This window comes from Bordetella ansorpii, from assembly GCF_900078315.1.
Taxonomy (GTDB): domain Bacteria; phylum Pseudomonadota; class Gammaproteobacteria; order Burkholderiales; family Burkholderiaceae_B; genus Bordetella; species Bordetella ansorpii.
Window position 1 is genome coordinate 913,446 of the sequence record NZ_FKBS01000014.1, and the last position, 14,364, is coordinate 927,809.

Annotated in this window: 12 protein-coding genes and 1 pseudogene; 6 read left to right on the top strand and 7 right to left on the bottom strand. The window is 67.6% G+C overall.

Annotated features, from left to right (window positions below; all coding sequences use genetic code 11):
* Positions 1–35: 35 nt before the first annotated feature.
* Positions 36–962, top strand: a complete 927-nt coding sequence (locus tag A7W11_RS11810) for a LysR family transcriptional regulator (RefSeq protein ID WP_066412159.1) — start codon at positions 36–38, stop codon at positions 960–962.
* A gap of 114 nt (positions 963–1,076) precedes the next feature.
* Here the strand turns inward: A7W11_RS11810 and A7W11_RS27425 are convergent.
* The 5 genes and pseudogenes from A7W11_RS27425 to A7W11_RS11830 all read right to left on the bottom strand — a co-directional run.
* Positions 1,077–1,281: pseudogene (locus A7W11_RS27425) on the bottom strand (DUF3363 domain-containing protein); the annotation flags it as partial.
* Positions 1,282–1,305: 24 nt separating this feature from the next.
* Complete coding sequence (locus tag A7W11_RS11815; RefSeq protein ID WP_066412162.1) at positions 1,306–2,307, bottom strand: metal ABC transporter substrate-binding protein; 1,002 nt, start codon at positions 2,305–2,307, stop codon at positions 1,306–1,308.
* On the bottom strand, positions 2,304–3,191 hold the full coding sequence (gene aztB, locus A7W11_RS11820; protein ID WP_412778728.1) for a zinc ABC transporter permease AztB: 888 nt from the start codon (positions 3,189–3,191) through the stop codon (positions 2,304–2,306). Before aztB ends, A7W11_RS11815 begins: the two co-directional genes overlap by 4 nt.
* A gap of 5 nt (positions 3,192–3,196) precedes the next feature.
* A complete protein-coding gene (aztA, locus tag A7W11_RS11825; protein ID WP_066412166.1) occupies positions 3,197–3,964 on the bottom strand; it encodes a zinc ABC transporter ATP-binding protein AztA in 768 nt (255 codons plus the stop codon).
* Positions 3,965–4,104: 140 nt separating this feature from the next.
* Complete coding sequence (locus tag A7W11_RS11830) at positions 4,105–4,818, bottom strand: IclR family transcriptional regulator (RefSeq protein ID WP_066412168.1); 714 nt, start codon at positions 4,816–4,818, stop codon at positions 4,105–4,107.
* 98 nt (positions 4,819–4,916) lie between these two features.
* Here A7W11_RS11830 and A7W11_RS11835 point away from each other — a divergent pair, with 98 nt between their 5' ends.
* From A7W11_RS11835 to A7W11_RS11855, 5 genes are all read left to right on the top strand, one after another.
* A complete protein-coding gene (locus A7W11_RS11835; protein WP_066412171.1) occupies positions 4,917–5,630 on the top strand; it encodes a PIG-L deacetylase family protein in 714 nt (237 codons plus the stop codon).
* Positions 5,631–5,733: 103 nt separating this feature from the next.
* Entirely contained in the window at positions 5,734–6,693 is a 960-nt protein-coding gene (locus A7W11_RS11840; protein WP_066412173.1) for a Bug family tripartite tricarboxylate transporter substrate binding protein, read from the top strand.
* Between the two features lie 213 nt (positions 6,694–6,906).
* Entirely contained in the window at positions 6,907–8,118 is a 1,212-nt protein-coding gene (gene zigA, locus A7W11_RS11845; protein ID WP_066412175.1) for a zinc metallochaperone GTPase ZigA, read from the top strand.
* A 182-nt stretch (positions 8,119–8,300) separates the two neighbouring features.
* On the top strand, positions 8,301–9,803 hold the full coding sequence (locus A7W11_RS11850) for an ABC transporter substrate-binding protein (RefSeq protein ID WP_066412183.1): 1,503 nt from the start codon (positions 8,301–8,303) through the stop codon (positions 9,801–9,803).
* 20 nt (positions 9,804–9,823) lie between these two features.
* A complete protein-coding gene (locus A7W11_RS11855) occupies positions 9,824–11,620 on the top strand; it encodes a gamma-glutamyltransferase family protein (RefSeq protein ID WP_156523051.1) in 1,797 nt (598 codons plus the stop codon).
* A 560-nt stretch (positions 11,621–12,180) separates the two neighbouring features.
* Here A7W11_RS11855 and A7W11_RS11860 read toward each other — a convergent pair.
* Complete coding sequence (locus A7W11_RS11860) at positions 12,181–13,089, bottom strand: LysR family transcriptional regulator (protein ID WP_066412195.1); 909 nt, start codon at positions 13,087–13,089, stop codon at positions 12,181–12,183.
* A 189-nt stretch (positions 13,090–13,278) separates the two neighbouring features.
* Complete coding sequence (locus tag A7W11_RS11865; RefSeq protein WP_082887207.1) at positions 13,279–14,265, bottom strand: Bug family tripartite tricarboxylate transporter substrate binding protein; 987 nt, start codon at positions 14,263–14,265, stop codon at positions 13,279–13,281.
* Positions 14,266–14,364: the final 99 nt, after the last annotated feature.

Consider the following 14,364-nt stretch of genomic DNA (forward strand, 5'->3'; position numbering starts at 1 on the left):
AATAGAGTTGAGTGAAATTCGTCAATGGATGCTCTATGAAAACGCCAGATCCTTTCCGCGGCATTAGCGTGTTCATGCAAGTCATACAGGCCGGCAGCTTCACGCTGGCGGCCGAGCGGCTGGACATGAGCAAATCGGGCGTCGCCAAAAGCATCGCCCGCCTGGAAGCTGACTTGGGGGTGCGGTTGTTCCAGCGCACGACAAGGCGTCTGAGCCTGACCGATGAGGGCCGCCAATTTAGCGAGGGCTGTGCGCGGGCAATAGCCGAGTTGGAGAACGTGCAGACGCAAGTGACGACGCGACAGCAGGAACTGGCTGGACGCTTGCGTGTCGATTTGCCCGTGGTTTTTGGTCGGCGCTGGGTACTGCCGGCGCTGCTGGAAATCGCCGCGGCACATCCTGCACTGGAACTGGATGTGACTCTGAGCGATCGCCGTGTCGATCTGGTCGAGGATGGCATTGACTTGGTGATCCGTATCGGGCCAATGCAGGACAGCGCCACGCTGATCGCCAAGCCGCTGGGGGTGCAGCAGGCCGTGCTGGTGGCTCATCCCGACTATCTGGCCCGGCATGGTTTGCCGAAAACCCCCGACGATCTGCACACCCATGCCTGCATTACCTTTGGCAGCGGCGGGCAGACGCGGCCTTGGCACTTTCTGGATCGCCACGGCCGTAGTCAGCCGCTTGCCGTCCGTGGTCGGCTGGGCCTGAACCATAGCGAAGCCATCCTGGACGCCGCCCTGGCGGGGCATGGGATCGCGTTACTGTCGGACTGGCTGGTAGCCGAACTTTTGTCCGCGGCACGGTTGATACGGGTTCTGCCCGAGGTAAGTACCCAAGGCTTCCCGATCCATGCGGTTTGGCAGAAGAACCGGCTTCTGTCGGCCAAAGTGCGTCATGTCGTAGATTTGCTGGCAGAGCGGTTTGTGCCCAAAGCACCTTGGCAAGTTTTGCGAAAGTAGTAGCTGCCCATCCCGCATGTCCACTCACCCGCACGGTTGCGTCCGATCAGGAAACGGAAGTTCGCCGACAGGATCGCGGCGCAGCTCGGTGCGGGGCCGTGGATGAACCCGGGGTCAGCCAACTGACAGCCCTCTGGATCGTCCAATTTCCCATGACACACCGCCGCCGCGTGCCGTTGCGGCGATCTGCTGCCCCAGGCGCTGTTCGATCACCGGCCGCCACGGCACCAGGCTGAAATCCCATGCCGTCATCCAGCATCGCGTAGCGCCCACTGGCGAGCATGACGGAACGCCGGTAGATGCCGGCCACGCGCTGCCCGCGCTGCCGTCGGGACTTCGGGCGCTACTTGCCCAGAATGGCCGCGCGGATCGTCACGGTGTTGTGGCGCATCATGTCCACGTACGTCGTGGCCGGGCCGCCGGCCTTCGACAGCGCGTCCGAGTACAGCTCGCCGCCTTGCTTGAGGCCCGTTTCGTTGGCGATCTGCTGGATCAAACGCGGGTTGCTGATGTTCTCGGTGAACAGCGCGGCAGCCTTCTCGTCCTTGATCTGCTTCACCAGCTTGGCCACGTCGGCCGCCGAGGCTTCCGAGTCCGTGCTGATGCCCTGCGGCGCCAGGAACGTGAAGCCATAGGTCTTCGCGTAATAACCGAAGGCGTCGTGCGAGGTGATGATGGTGCGCTTGTCCGCGGGGATCTGCGCGACGTCGGCTTTCACTTCGGCATCCAGCGCCTGCAGCGTCTTCGTGTACGACTCGGCGTTGGCGCGGTAGGTGGCGCAGCCCTCCTGGTCGGCCTTGCAGAAGGCGTCGGCGATGTTCTTCACGTAGACCTGGGCGTTGGCGATCGACTGCCACGCGTGCGGATCGTTCGGGCCGTGATGGTGGTGGCCGCCTTCGTGGCCGTGTCCGGCATGGGCGTCATGATCCTCATGCCCGTCGTGCGCGCCCTTTCCGTGATCGTGATCGTGGTTGTGGTCATGCTCCGCCTCCTCGGTGTTGCGCAGCACCTGCACGCCATCGGTCAGCGTGGCGACCTGCGCCTTGCTGCCGCTGGCGTCGATCAGGCGTTGCAGGAAGCCCTCGAAATGCAGGCCGTTGGCCAGCACCACGTCGGCGCGGCCGATGGCGGCCGCGTCGGCCGGCCTGGGTTCGTACACGTGCGCGTCGCCGCCGGCGGGCACCAGCGTGGTCAGCGCGATGCGGTCGCCGCCGACCTGGCGGGCGAAATCGCCGATGATGGAGAAGGTCGCCACGACCTTCAGTTCCTTGGCGGATACGGGCGCGGCGGCCAGCGCCGAGACGGCCGCCAGGCTGAGCGCGGCGGCAAGGGTTTTCAGTTTCATGCAGGGCTCCGGGATCGGGCGGCCGCGCGCGGCGCACGCCGGGCGCGCCCGAGCAGCGCGCCGCGTGTGCCGATGACGACCGACAACAGGTAAATGACGCCGGCCGACAGCACGATGGCCGGGCCGGAAGGCAGGGAGACGTGATACGACAGCAGCAGGCCGGCCACGCACGACACGGCGCCGATGCCCACGGCCAGCGCGCACATGGGGCCGACGCGCGTGGTCCAGAAACGGGCGGCGGCGGCCGGCACCATCATCAGGCCCACCGACAGCAGCGTGCCCAGCGCCTGGAAGCCGCCCACGAGATTCAGCACCACCAGGCCGAGGAAGGCGAAGTGGATGAACGGGCCCAGCCGCGACACACTGCGCAGGAACAGCGGATCCAGGCACTCGGCCACCAGCCCGCGCCAGAGCACGGCCAGGCCCACCACGGTGACCGCCGTCACGATGCGGATCAGCCACAAGGCCTCGCTGTCCAGCGCCAGCACGGCGCCGAACAGCACGTGCATCAGGTCCACGCTGGAGCCGCGCAGGGACACCAGCAGCACGCCCAGCGCCAGCGAGATCAGGTAGAACGCCGCCATCGAGGCGTCCTCTTTCTGCACCGTCAGCCGCGACACCGCGCCCGCGCCCGCGGCCACCAGCAGGCCCGCGACCAGGCCGCCCAGGGTCATGGGAATGACCTCCAGGCCATACAGCAGGAAACCCACCGCCGCGCCGGGCAGCACCGCGTGCGACATCGCGTCGCCCGTCAGGCTCATGCGCCGCAGCATCAGGAACACGCCGATGGGGCAGGCGCTGACGGCCAGCAGCAGGGCGCCCCACAGCGCGCGCTGCATGAAGACGAAGTCGGCGAAGGGCGCGATGGCCAGGCCGTAGAGCATGTCCATCACCGGGTCGCCTCGCGCCAGACGTCTTCCACGGGCGCCTGCGCATGGCCCTGGCGGGCACGCCGGATGTTCTCGGGCGTCAGCACTTGGGGCGTGGCGCCCCAGTCGACGACGCAGCCGGCCAGCAGCAGGGTTTCGGGAAAGTGCTGCCGCACCAGGTCGAAGTCGTGCACCACCACCAGCACCGTGCGGCCTTGCTCATGCCAGCGGCGGATGATGCCGACCAGATCCCGCACCGTGCGTTCGTCGATGGCGCTGAAGGGTTCGTCCAGCAGGATCAGGTCCGCGTCCTGCAGCAGCGTGCGTGCGAACAGGGCGCGCTGCAGTTGTCCGCCGGACAGCGTGTCGACCGGCCGTTGCGCGTGGCCGGCCAGGCCGACGGTGTCCAGCGCGGCCAGCATGGCCCGGCGGTCTTCCTGGCGGTGCCGGCCCAGCAGGCCGCGGCGAGGCCACAGGCCCAGCGACACCACGTCGATGACGCGCGCGGGAAAAGCGCGGTCCAGTCCGGACAACTGCGGTTGATACGCGACGCGCAGGCCGGGCGACACGGCGCAGCGTCCCGACGCCGGGCCCAGCAGGCCGGCGATGCTTTTCATCAGGGTGGTCTTGCCCGAGCCGTTCGGCCCGACGATGGCCGTCAGCGAACCGCGCTGCACGGCGCCGGACAGGCCCTGCAAGGCGAGGTGGTCGCGATAGGCCAGCGCCAGACCGTCGAAGACGATGCACGGATCGGCGGGAGAGGAAGGGGAGAGCGGAACTGCGGACACTTTGGGACCGCGCCGGACACGCGGGGGCGGGCGGGAAGGGCGGTGAAAACGGTTGAATAGTAATGTTATAACATAATATATCCTGACGATTTGCTTGCATCCACGGGCACTGGCGCATGGGCAACGCCGCGTCCTGCCGCTTAGCCCATGTTGCCGTACAGCATGTCGCGCATTTCGCTGGACGCGCCCAGCCGGCGCGCCAGTTCGTCCGCGCGGGCCAGGATGATGGCCTGGAAGCGCGGCGCATCCACGTTCTTCAGGCGTACGGAGGGACCGGCGATCGTCAGCGCGCCCACGAAGCGGTCGTCGTTGCCGATGATGGGCACCGCCCAGGACGAGGTGTAGGGATCGCGCGCGCCGCACGAGAAAAAGGGCAGCCGGTCCTCGCCGCGCGGGCTGCCCTGCGTCCAGATGGAGAAGACCCGTCCCGTCGACGATTGATCGGGGGGCATCACGCTGCCGGCCAGCACCTGGCTGTGCAGGCCTTCATGCGGCTGATGGCGGAACAGGCACAGGCGCTGCCCGGGTTCGCCGCCTTCCACGTAATAGGCGGCGCTTTCTCCCGTTTCCTCGGACAGCGTTTCGAGTACCGGCATGACGACCGCCGACAGGTCGAAGCCGCGTTCGTAGACGCGCGCCAGATAGAGCACGCGCGGCCCCAGCCCATAGCGGCCATCGGCCTCGCGCACGACGTAGCCGCAGCGCGCCAGCGAGTTCAGCAGCCGGAAGATGGTGGTCTTGTGCAGTGGCAGGCGCGCCGCGAAATCGGCCAGGGACAAGTGCTCCGCGCCTGGCCGGAAACAATCCAGCACGCTCAGCGCCCGCTCGACCGCCACGACACCGTCATTACTCATATTAACCTCTGAAAGCCGCATATTTACTGGTTAGTTGTATAGAGTACAACGTAATTTCAAGAAAATATAATCCTGTTCATTCATTCGGGAGACAGTGAATGGCTGATTCGATACTCGTGGTGACCGCGCACGTCGGCGATTTCGTCTGGCGTTGCGGCGGGGCGATGGCCCTGCATGCCCGGCGCGGCGTGGACGTGCACCTGGTGTGCCTGAGCTATGGCGAGAACGGCGAATCGAACGCCGCCTGGCAGGGCGGTGTGCAGCGCGACGCCGTCAAGGCCCTGCGCCGTGCCGACGCCGAGGCCGCCGCGACCATCCTGGGCGTGGCGTCGCTCGACTTTCATGACCTGGGCGATTACCCGATGCCCGAATCCGCGGATTCGATCCGCCGCGTGTCCGAGGCGCTGCGCCGTACGCAGGCGCAGGCGGTGCTGACGCATCCCGAACACGATCCGTCCAATCTCGACCACTGCCGCACCTACGAAATGGTGCTGCGCGCCCGCATGCAGGCCATGGCGCCGGGCCACGGCGACGATTTCGTGGTGCCGCCCCAGGTGCTGTGCTTCGAACCGCACCAGACCGAGCTTTGCGGTTTCAAGCCCAACGTGCTGCTGGACATCACCGAGGTCTGGGAGACCAAATGGCAGGCCATGCAGGCCATGCCCACGCAGCGCAACCTGTGGCCCTACTACGAGCGCGTGGCGCTGCAGCGCGGCGCGCAGGCCGGCCGCCGCGGCAAGTCCGCCGGCACGCGCTACGGCGAGGCCTACCAGAGCATCTTCCCCTCCGTCGTGACGGCGTTCGTGGGGTAGCGGCCGTCCTGGCAGGGGCCGTCGCGGCAGGAATGCCGACGGGCCCGCGCCGGTATCGCCGCCAATAAAAAGAATTCCAGCAAGTTCCAAAAGGAGGAAGACAATGCTGAAGAAGCACCTGGGCGCTTTCGCCCTGATCGCAGGCCTCGTGCCCTTTACGCAGGCATGCGCCGAGTATCCCGAGCGGCCCATCCGCATGGTCGTGCCCTTCGCGGCGGGCGGCCCCGCCGACATGGTGGGCCGCGAGTTCGCGCAGTTGTTCGGCCAGAAGCTCGGCCAGCCCGTCGTGGTGGTCAACGCGGGCGGCGGCCATGGCGTGCCTGCCCTGAACCAGGTGCTGGGCCAGGAGGCCGATGGCTATACGCTGTTGATGCCGGCCTCGGGCAACATGACCATCCCGTCCAAGGCCATGGAAGGCAAGGACGTGCTGTCGCTGCTGGCGCCCATCAGCCTGCTGACCGAAAGCCCGCACGTGCTGGTGGTCAACGCGAAGATGCCGGTCAAGTCCGTGCAGGATCTCGTGGACTACGCCCGCGCGCATCCCGGCAAGGTCAACTTCGGTTCGGCCGGCGTGGGCGGCGTGGCGCACCTGGGCATGGAGCTGTTCAAGAGCCAAGCCAAGGTCGACGTGGTGCACGTGCCGTACCGCGGCACGTCGCAGGTGCTGACCGATCTGGCCTCCGGACAGGTGCAGGCGCTGTTCAGCAGCATGCCCTCGCTGAAACCGATGATCGACAAGGGCTCGGTGCGGGCGCTGGCCATGAGCGCGCCCAGCAAGGGCGGCGACACCGCCAGCCTGCCGGTGATCTCGCAGACTTTGCCGGGCGTGTCCTACACCACCTGGTATGCGCTGTTCGCCAAGGCGGGCACGCCGCCCGAGGTGCTGGACAAGCTCAACCGCGCCGTCGTCGAGACCCTGAAGAATCCGGAGCTCAACCAGAAATTCGCGTCGCAGGGCGTGGAATTCGTTTCCAGTACGCCGGCCGGGTTGAAGGACATCGTGCAACGCGATGCGCGCCAGTGGACCAAGCTGATCGACCAGGCAGGCATCGTGATCGAGTGAGCGGCGCCCGCGCCGGGTGCCGGCCGTATTCGGTTCGCGCCCGGCGGCTCCGATGCAGAAAGGCGCGCCAGCCGCGGGTCTGACGGTGTGGCAGGCATGGGGGCGATGGGCGGTTCGGCGCAGGGCTCATGGCCCTGGCCGAGAGGAAACCTGCTTGCCAAGCGGGCGGCTTTCTGGGTTAAATTGATATGTTATATCGTTTCAATTTAAACCATGACCTCTCCCGCTTCCCATTCCCGCCTGCCCGTCACCGTCCTGTCGGGCTTTCTCGGCGCGGGCAAGACCACGCTGCTGAACCACATCCTGAACAACCGCGACGGCCGGCGCGTGGCGGTCATCGTCAACGACATGTCGGACGTCAACATCGACGCCGCGCTGGTGCGCGCGGGCGGCGCCGAGCTGTCCCGCACCGACGAGAAGCTGGTGGAGATGAGCAACGGCTGCATCTGCTGTACCTTGCGCGAGGACCTGCTGCTGGAGGTCGAGCGCCTGGCCCGGGAAGGCCGCTTCGACCAGCTCGTCATCGAATCGACCGGCATCTCCGAGCCGCTGCCGGTGGCCGAGACCTTCACCTTCGAAGGCGAGGACGGCCGCAGCCTGGGCGACATCGCGCGCCTGGACACTATGGTCACCGTGGTGGACGCCTGCAATTTCCTGCGCGACTACGGCTCGCAGGACAGCCTGCAGGCGCGCGGCGAATCGCTGGGCGAGGAGGACGAGCGCACGGTGGTGGACCTGCTGATCGAGCAAGTCGAGTTCTGCGACGTCATCGTGCTGAACAAGATGGACCTGGTCAGCGCAGAGGACCGCGATCGCCTGATGGCCATCCTGTCCTCGCTGAATCCGCGCGCCCGCATCGAGACCGCCGAATTCGGCCGCGTGCCGCTGGACCGCGTGCTGGACACGGGCCTGTTCGATTTCACCGAAGCCTCCAAGGCGCCGGGCTGGCTGCGCGAACTGCGCGGCGAGCACACGCCCGAGACCGAGGAATACGGTATCCACAGCTTCGTCTACCGGTCGCGCCGGCCCTTCCATCCCGAACGCTTCTTTGCGCTGGTGCAGCAGGAATGGCCGGGCGTGGTGCGTTCCAAGGGCCACTTCTGGCTGGCCAGCCATCCCGAGATGGCGGGTTCGTGGTCGCAGGCGGGCGCCGTGGCCCGGCATGGCGCGGCAGGATACTGGTGGGCCGCGGTGCCGCCCGACCAGTGGCCGGAGGACCCCGAATACCTGGCGGCCATCCGCGACAGCTGGACCGACGAGGTCGGCGATGCGCGCCAGGAACTGGTGCTGATCGGCATCGGCATGGACGAGGCGGCGCTGCGCGGCAAGCTGGATGCCTGCCTGCTGAGCGATGCCGAGATGGCGCGCGGCCCGCTGGTGTGGAAGTCCTGGAACAACCCGTTCACGGGATGGGATGAGCGATAGCCTGGCGCCGGGCCCGGTCTTGCGTTGACAGGCCCCAATGCCGCAGCGCATCATCCTGGACCCGCCCGTCCGCGATGGTCGGGGTGGTTTTGCGCCGCCCCGCGCAGTATGTTTCCATAACGCCTTTTCGCCGCTCGGCTTTGCCGCACGCGGCGCTTCGTCTCGTTATCCGGGGAAACTACATGCGCAAAATCTGCCTCGCGCTGGCTGCGGCCGGCCTGCTCGCCAGCGGCGTCGCCGCCGCCCAATCCACGCTACGCATCGGCCTGCAGGACGACCCGGACGTGCTGGACCCGGCGCGCGCGCGTACCTTCGTCGGCCGTATCGTGTTCGCCTCGCTGTGCGACCGCCTGGTCGACATCACGCCCGACCTGAAGTTCGTGCCGCAGCTGGCCGAATCGTGGCAGACCAGCGAGGACGGCAAGTCGCTGACCTTCAAGCTGCGCCAGGGCGCTTTCTACCACGACGACACGCCGGTGGACGCGGCCTCGGTCAAGGCCAACCTGGAGCGCGCCATCGCGCTGCCCGACAGCAATCGCAAGAGCGAGCTGGTCAGCGTGGCCAGCGTCGAGGCGCCCGATGCGCACACCGTGGTGCTGCGCCTGAAGCAGCCCGACGCGGGCCTGCTGTCGCAACTGTCCGATCGCGCCGGCATGATGCAGTCGCCCGCCAGTTTCGACAAGGATCCCGGCGCCAAGCCGGTGTGTTCGGGCCCTTACCAGTTCAAGGAGCGCGTGCAGAACGACCGCATCGTGCTCGAGAAATTCCCCAAGTACTGGGACGCCGCCAACTATCATTTCGACCGCGTGGTGTTCACGCCGATGCCCGATTCCACGGTGCGCCTGAACAACCTGCGCGCGGGCGGCCTGGACATCGTCGAACGCATCGCGCCCAGCGACGCCAAGACCGTGAAGGACGATCCCAAGCTGACGCTCGATGCCGTCACCGGCCTGGGCTTCCAGTCGTTCGCCGTCAACCTGGCCAACGGCAAGCGCGCCGACAACCCCCTGGCCAAGGACAAGCGCGTGCGCCAGGCGCTGGAGCTGGCCATCGACCGCGACGTGATCAACCAGGTGGTGGGCGAGGGCATGTTCCAGCCCGCGCACCAGCCGTTCCCGCCGGCCAGCTTCGCCTTCGACAAAAACGTCGAGCACGCCGGCCGCGATCCGGAAAAGGCGAAGAAGCTGCTGAAGGAAGCGGGCTACGACCGCGTGAAATTCGAGATCACCTACGGCAACAACACCACCATGCAACAGGTGTACGAGCTGGTGCAGGCCATGGGCGCCGAAGCCGGCTTCGACATCACGCTGCGTCCGATGGAGTTCGCCGCGCTGCAGTCCGCATTGCCCCGCGGTGACTTCGAAGTGGGCCAGACCGGCTGGTCGGGCCGGGTCGATCCGGGCGGCAACATCTTCCAGTACGTCAGTTGCAAGGGCAACCTGAACGACGGCCGCTATTGCGATCCCCAGGTCGACAAGTGGCTGGCCGACGCCCAGGCCACCGCCGACGAAGGCCAGCGCCGCGCGTTGTATTCGCAGGTGCTGAAGAAGATGCAGGAAGATCGCCCCGCCATCTACCTGTACTACCTGCCGTGGGTGTTCGGCGTGCAGAAGACGGTGAAGGGCTTCGTGGCCTATCCCGACGGCCTGATCCGGCTGAAGGGCCTGACCATCGCCGGGAAGTGATGATGGAATCCGGACACCGCATGTTCACCACACGCCCGGAGATCCTGGGCACGTTCGGCGTGGTCACGTCCACCCACTGGCTGGCCAGTGCGGCCGGCATGGCGATGCTGGAGCGTGGCGGCAACGCCTTCGACGCCGCCGTGGCCTCGGGCTTCGTGCTGCAGGTGGTCGAGCCGCACCTGGTGGGGCCGGCCGGCGAAGTGCCGATCGTGTTCCACAGCGCACGCACCGGCCGCACCGAGGTGTTGTGCGGACAGGGCAGCACGCCGGCCGGCGCCACGCTGGACGGCTACCGCGCGCTGGGCCTGGACCTGATTCCCGGCAACGGCCTCTTGCCCGCGGTGATTCCGGGCGCCTTCGATGCGTGGATGCTGATGCTGCGCGACCACGGTACGATGCGCGTGCGCGACGTGCTCGAACCCGCCATCCATTACGCGGAGCACGGCCATGCGCTGATGCCGCGCATCTCCAACACCATCGCCGGCCTGAAGGACTTCTTCCAGCAGCACTGGCCCAGCACCGCCGAAGTCTACGTGCCCGGCGGCGTGGTGCCCGAGGCGCGCAAGCTGTTCCGCAATCCGGCGCTGGCGCGCACGTGGCAACGCGTGCTGCAGGAGGCCGAGGCGGCGGGCGCCGACCGCGAACGCCAGATCGAGGCCGCGCGCGACGCGTTCTACCGCGGCTTCGTGGCCGAAGCCATCGACCGCCACATGCGCCGCGAGGTGATGGACGAAAGCGGCCGCCCGCATCGCGGCGTGCTGACCGCCGACGACATGGCCGGCTGGTCGGCCGGTTACGAAGCGCCGCTGACCTACGACTACCACGGCTACACGGTGGCCAAGGCGGGCGCCTGGAGCCAGGGGCCGGTCTTCCTGCAGACGCTGGCGCTGCTCAAGGGCTTGGACCTGCAGAGCACCGGTTCTTCCAGCGCGGAATTCATCCATCGCGTCACCGAGGCCATGAAACTGGCCTTCGCCGACCGCGAGGCCTATTACGGCGACCCCACTTTCGTGGACGTGCCGTTGGCGCAACTGCTGTCCGACGAGTACAACGCGGCGCGCCGCGCGTTGATCGGCGAGCGCGCCTCGCACGAGTTGCGGCCGGGCACGCTCCCTGGCTTCGAGGCGCAGGTGGCGCGCGTGATGGACGTGCTGGGCCGCCTGTCGAAAGTGGCGCATGGCACGGCCGGCGCAGGCGAGCCGACCATGGCCGACATGCGCGCGTCGGTCAAGCGCGGCGACACCACGCACGTCGATGCCATCGACCGTTGGGGCAACATGGTGTCGGCCACGCCGTCGGGCGGCTGGTTCCAGTCCTCGCCCATCGTGCCCGAACTGGGCTTTGCGCTGAACACGCGCGCGCAGATGTTCTGGCTGGAGCCCGGCCTGCCGGGCACGCTGGCGCCCGCCAAGCGCCCGCGCACCACGCTGACGCCCTCGCTGGCGCTGCGCGACGGCAAGCCCTACATGGTGTTCGGCACGCCGGGCGGCGACCAGCAGGAGCAATGGCAACTGCTGCTGTTCCTGCGCCACGTGCACCACGGCCTGAACCTGCAGGAAGCCATCGACCAGCCGATGTCGCACACCATGCACTTCCCCAGCTCGTTCTACCCGCGCGACCGCAAGCCCGGTCACCTGGCCGCCGAAGCCTCGTTCGGCGCCGACGTACTGGCCGACCTGCGCGCACGCGGCCATCAGGTGGAAGAGGCGCCCGAATGGTCGGTGGGCAGGTTGACCGCTGCCACGCGCGACGAGGACGGCATCCTGCATGCGGCGGCGACGCCTCGGCTGATGCAGGCTTATGCGGTGGGGAGGTGAGGGTGGGGGGAGTTGTTTGATGTAGGCCGTCCTCGGGGAGGGGGGTACTCGCCCGTGCCGGCCAAGTCGTCGGGCTCGGGCGCGCCAGCAGGCGCCCTCGGTCCCGCTACGCGGGACTGCCCCTCCTCCAATTGGCCGTCACGGGCGAGTACCCCCCTCCCCGAGGACTACCGGCGTCGAAATGCGACGGTCCCAATCATCGTGGGCTGGGGGAATCGGAAAACACGCTTCTTGCGTGGCGAGGTGTTGGCTCGGAGCTGTTGTCTTGGACGTTGATGCGTAGTTGAGTCGCCGGTCGCATTGGGCGGGTTGTCTCCATCCTTCCCCAGTGGCGGTGATTGCCTCTTTGCAAGAACTCAACCGCCTGTTGGATCGACGGCATCGTCCGGATGTGGGCATGACGCGCTTGCAGCCTGTGCCTGTCAGCGGGGCCGTGACGGCCAATTGGAGGAGGGGCAGCCGCGTAGCGGCCGAGGGCGCCTGCTGGCGCGCCCGAGCCCGACGACTTGGCCGGCGCGGCCCCGCTGACAGGCACAGGCGGCTCAAGAACTCAAACACCCCTACAGACCCTGCGCTTTCCGGTCACTGTCAGACTGTTCCCGAAGCACCGCCACGAACTTCTCGGCATGCGACGTCCCGTTGTCGAAGCGTGAGCGCACCACGCTGGGGGTGAGCTTGATCTCCTCGGCCAGCGTCAACACCTGCAGGTCGGCCCAGGCCAACCCCGCCACCGTGTACTCGTCCACCATCGCGATGCCCGCGCCCGCGCGCACCAATGCGCAGGCCACGTCCGTCTGGTGGATGTCCACGCGCGGGTGGATGGCGACGTTGGCCTTGCGGCACGCGGCGGCCAGGATCTGTCCGAAGGCGATGCCGGGGTCGTGCACGATCAGCGGATAGCGCGCCAGGTCGGTGAAGCTGACCTGGCGCTGCTGTCCCAGCTCGTGGCCGCGCGGCACCACGCACACCATGCGCCCCTCGTCGAAGGGCTCGGCCACCAGGTTGGCATGCTCCACCGGCAGCACCGACACCGCCAGGTCGACCTTGTTGCTCAGCACCTCTTGCGCCATGTCGGCCAGCAGCGTTTCATGGAAATGCAGGCGGATGTCGGGATAGCGCTTCATGAAGCGCGTGATGGTGCGCGGCAGCAGCCCCTTGCTCAGGCTCGGGCTGGCGCTGATGCGCAGCATGCCGGAGGGCCCCTTGGCCAGGTTGCGCGAGAACGCATCCACGCGCAGGGCGTGTTGATAGAAGTCCTCGACTTCGCGGAACAGGGCGGTGCTCTCGGGCGTGGGCACCAGTTTGCCCTTGACCCGGTTGAACAGTTTCAACCCCAACGTCTGCTCGGTATGCGCCACCAGCCGGCTGACGGCGGGTTGCGAGATGAACAGCAGTTTGGAGGCCCCGTTGATCGAGCCGGTCAGCATCACGGCTCGGAACACTTCCATCTGGCGCAGGCGAAAGTTCATGGTCGTTATGGGTCTTGTGCGCGGACTGGATCGGTGCGCGGTGCCTGCGCCGGCTTGGCCGCGCGGCATCGGCCGCGCGCCGGATGACGATGTCAATTCTGCCATAGCCGTCCGGCATGCCTGCAGGGCGGGCAGATCCACAGCCGCGACCTCCACGTGCGCATCGCCCGCCGCGCGCGGCGGCGTTCGTCAATCCAGCGTCAGCCTCGTGCGGGTCACCACGTCCTTGTAGACCCGGTATTCCTCGCGTATCTGCTGGCCGAACGCTTCGGGGCTGTTGGCCACGACGAACGAGCCGGTGTCCTCGATGCGCTTGCGCACCGCCGGATCGTTCAGCACCTTCACCGCAGCGGCATTGAGCCGTTGCACCACCGCGGGCGGCATGCCCTTGGGACCGACCACGCCGTAGAACGCCAGGCGGTTGACGCCCGGCATGCCAGCCTCGGCCAGCGTCGGCACGTCGGGCAGCACCGGGACGCGTTGCGGCGCGGCCACCACCAGCGGCACCAGCTGGCCGCTCTTGATGAAGGGCAGGATGGACGGGATCTGGTCCAGCGTCATCGCCACCTGTCCGGCCACGGTGTCGGCCAGGGCGGGGCCCGCGCCGCGGTAGGGAATGTGCGTGATGGACGTGCCCGTCTCGATCTTGAACATCTCCATCATCAGGTGCTGGATGCCGCCCTGGCCGGACGAGCCGTATGAATACTTGTCCGGCGCGCGCTTGAGGGTCTCGATGGCGGACTTCAGGTCCTTGCCCGCGAAGTCCTTGTTGACGGCGATCACGCTGGGCGTGGCGGCCAGGTTCACGATGGGCGTGAAGTCGGTCAGCGGGTCGTACGGCGTCTTGGGGTTGATGGCCGGGTTGGTGGCGATGGTCGAGATCGTGGAGATGCCGATGGCATAGCCGTCCGGTGCGGCGCGCACGATCTCGGCCGCGCCGATGGTGCCGCCGCCACCGCCCCGGTTTTCCACGATCACGGGCTGGCCCAGCTCGCGTCCCAGGGGTTCGGCCACCACGCGGGCGATCAGGTCGGTGGTGCCGCCCGCGGCGAACGGCACCACCAGCCGGATGGGCCGCGTGGGCCAGTCGGCGGGTTGCGCCTGGGCGGCGGGCAGGCCCGCCAGCGCCGCCGTCAGGGCGGCCGATGCCAACAGCAAACGTCGTTGCTCGATCATGATGATGTCTCTTTATCGTTGTTGTGAAGCTGGCCGTCTTGCGCGGCCGGCAGGTGCGAACCCGCGCGCCGCGCGGGTGCGGCGGCGATCACCGGTTCG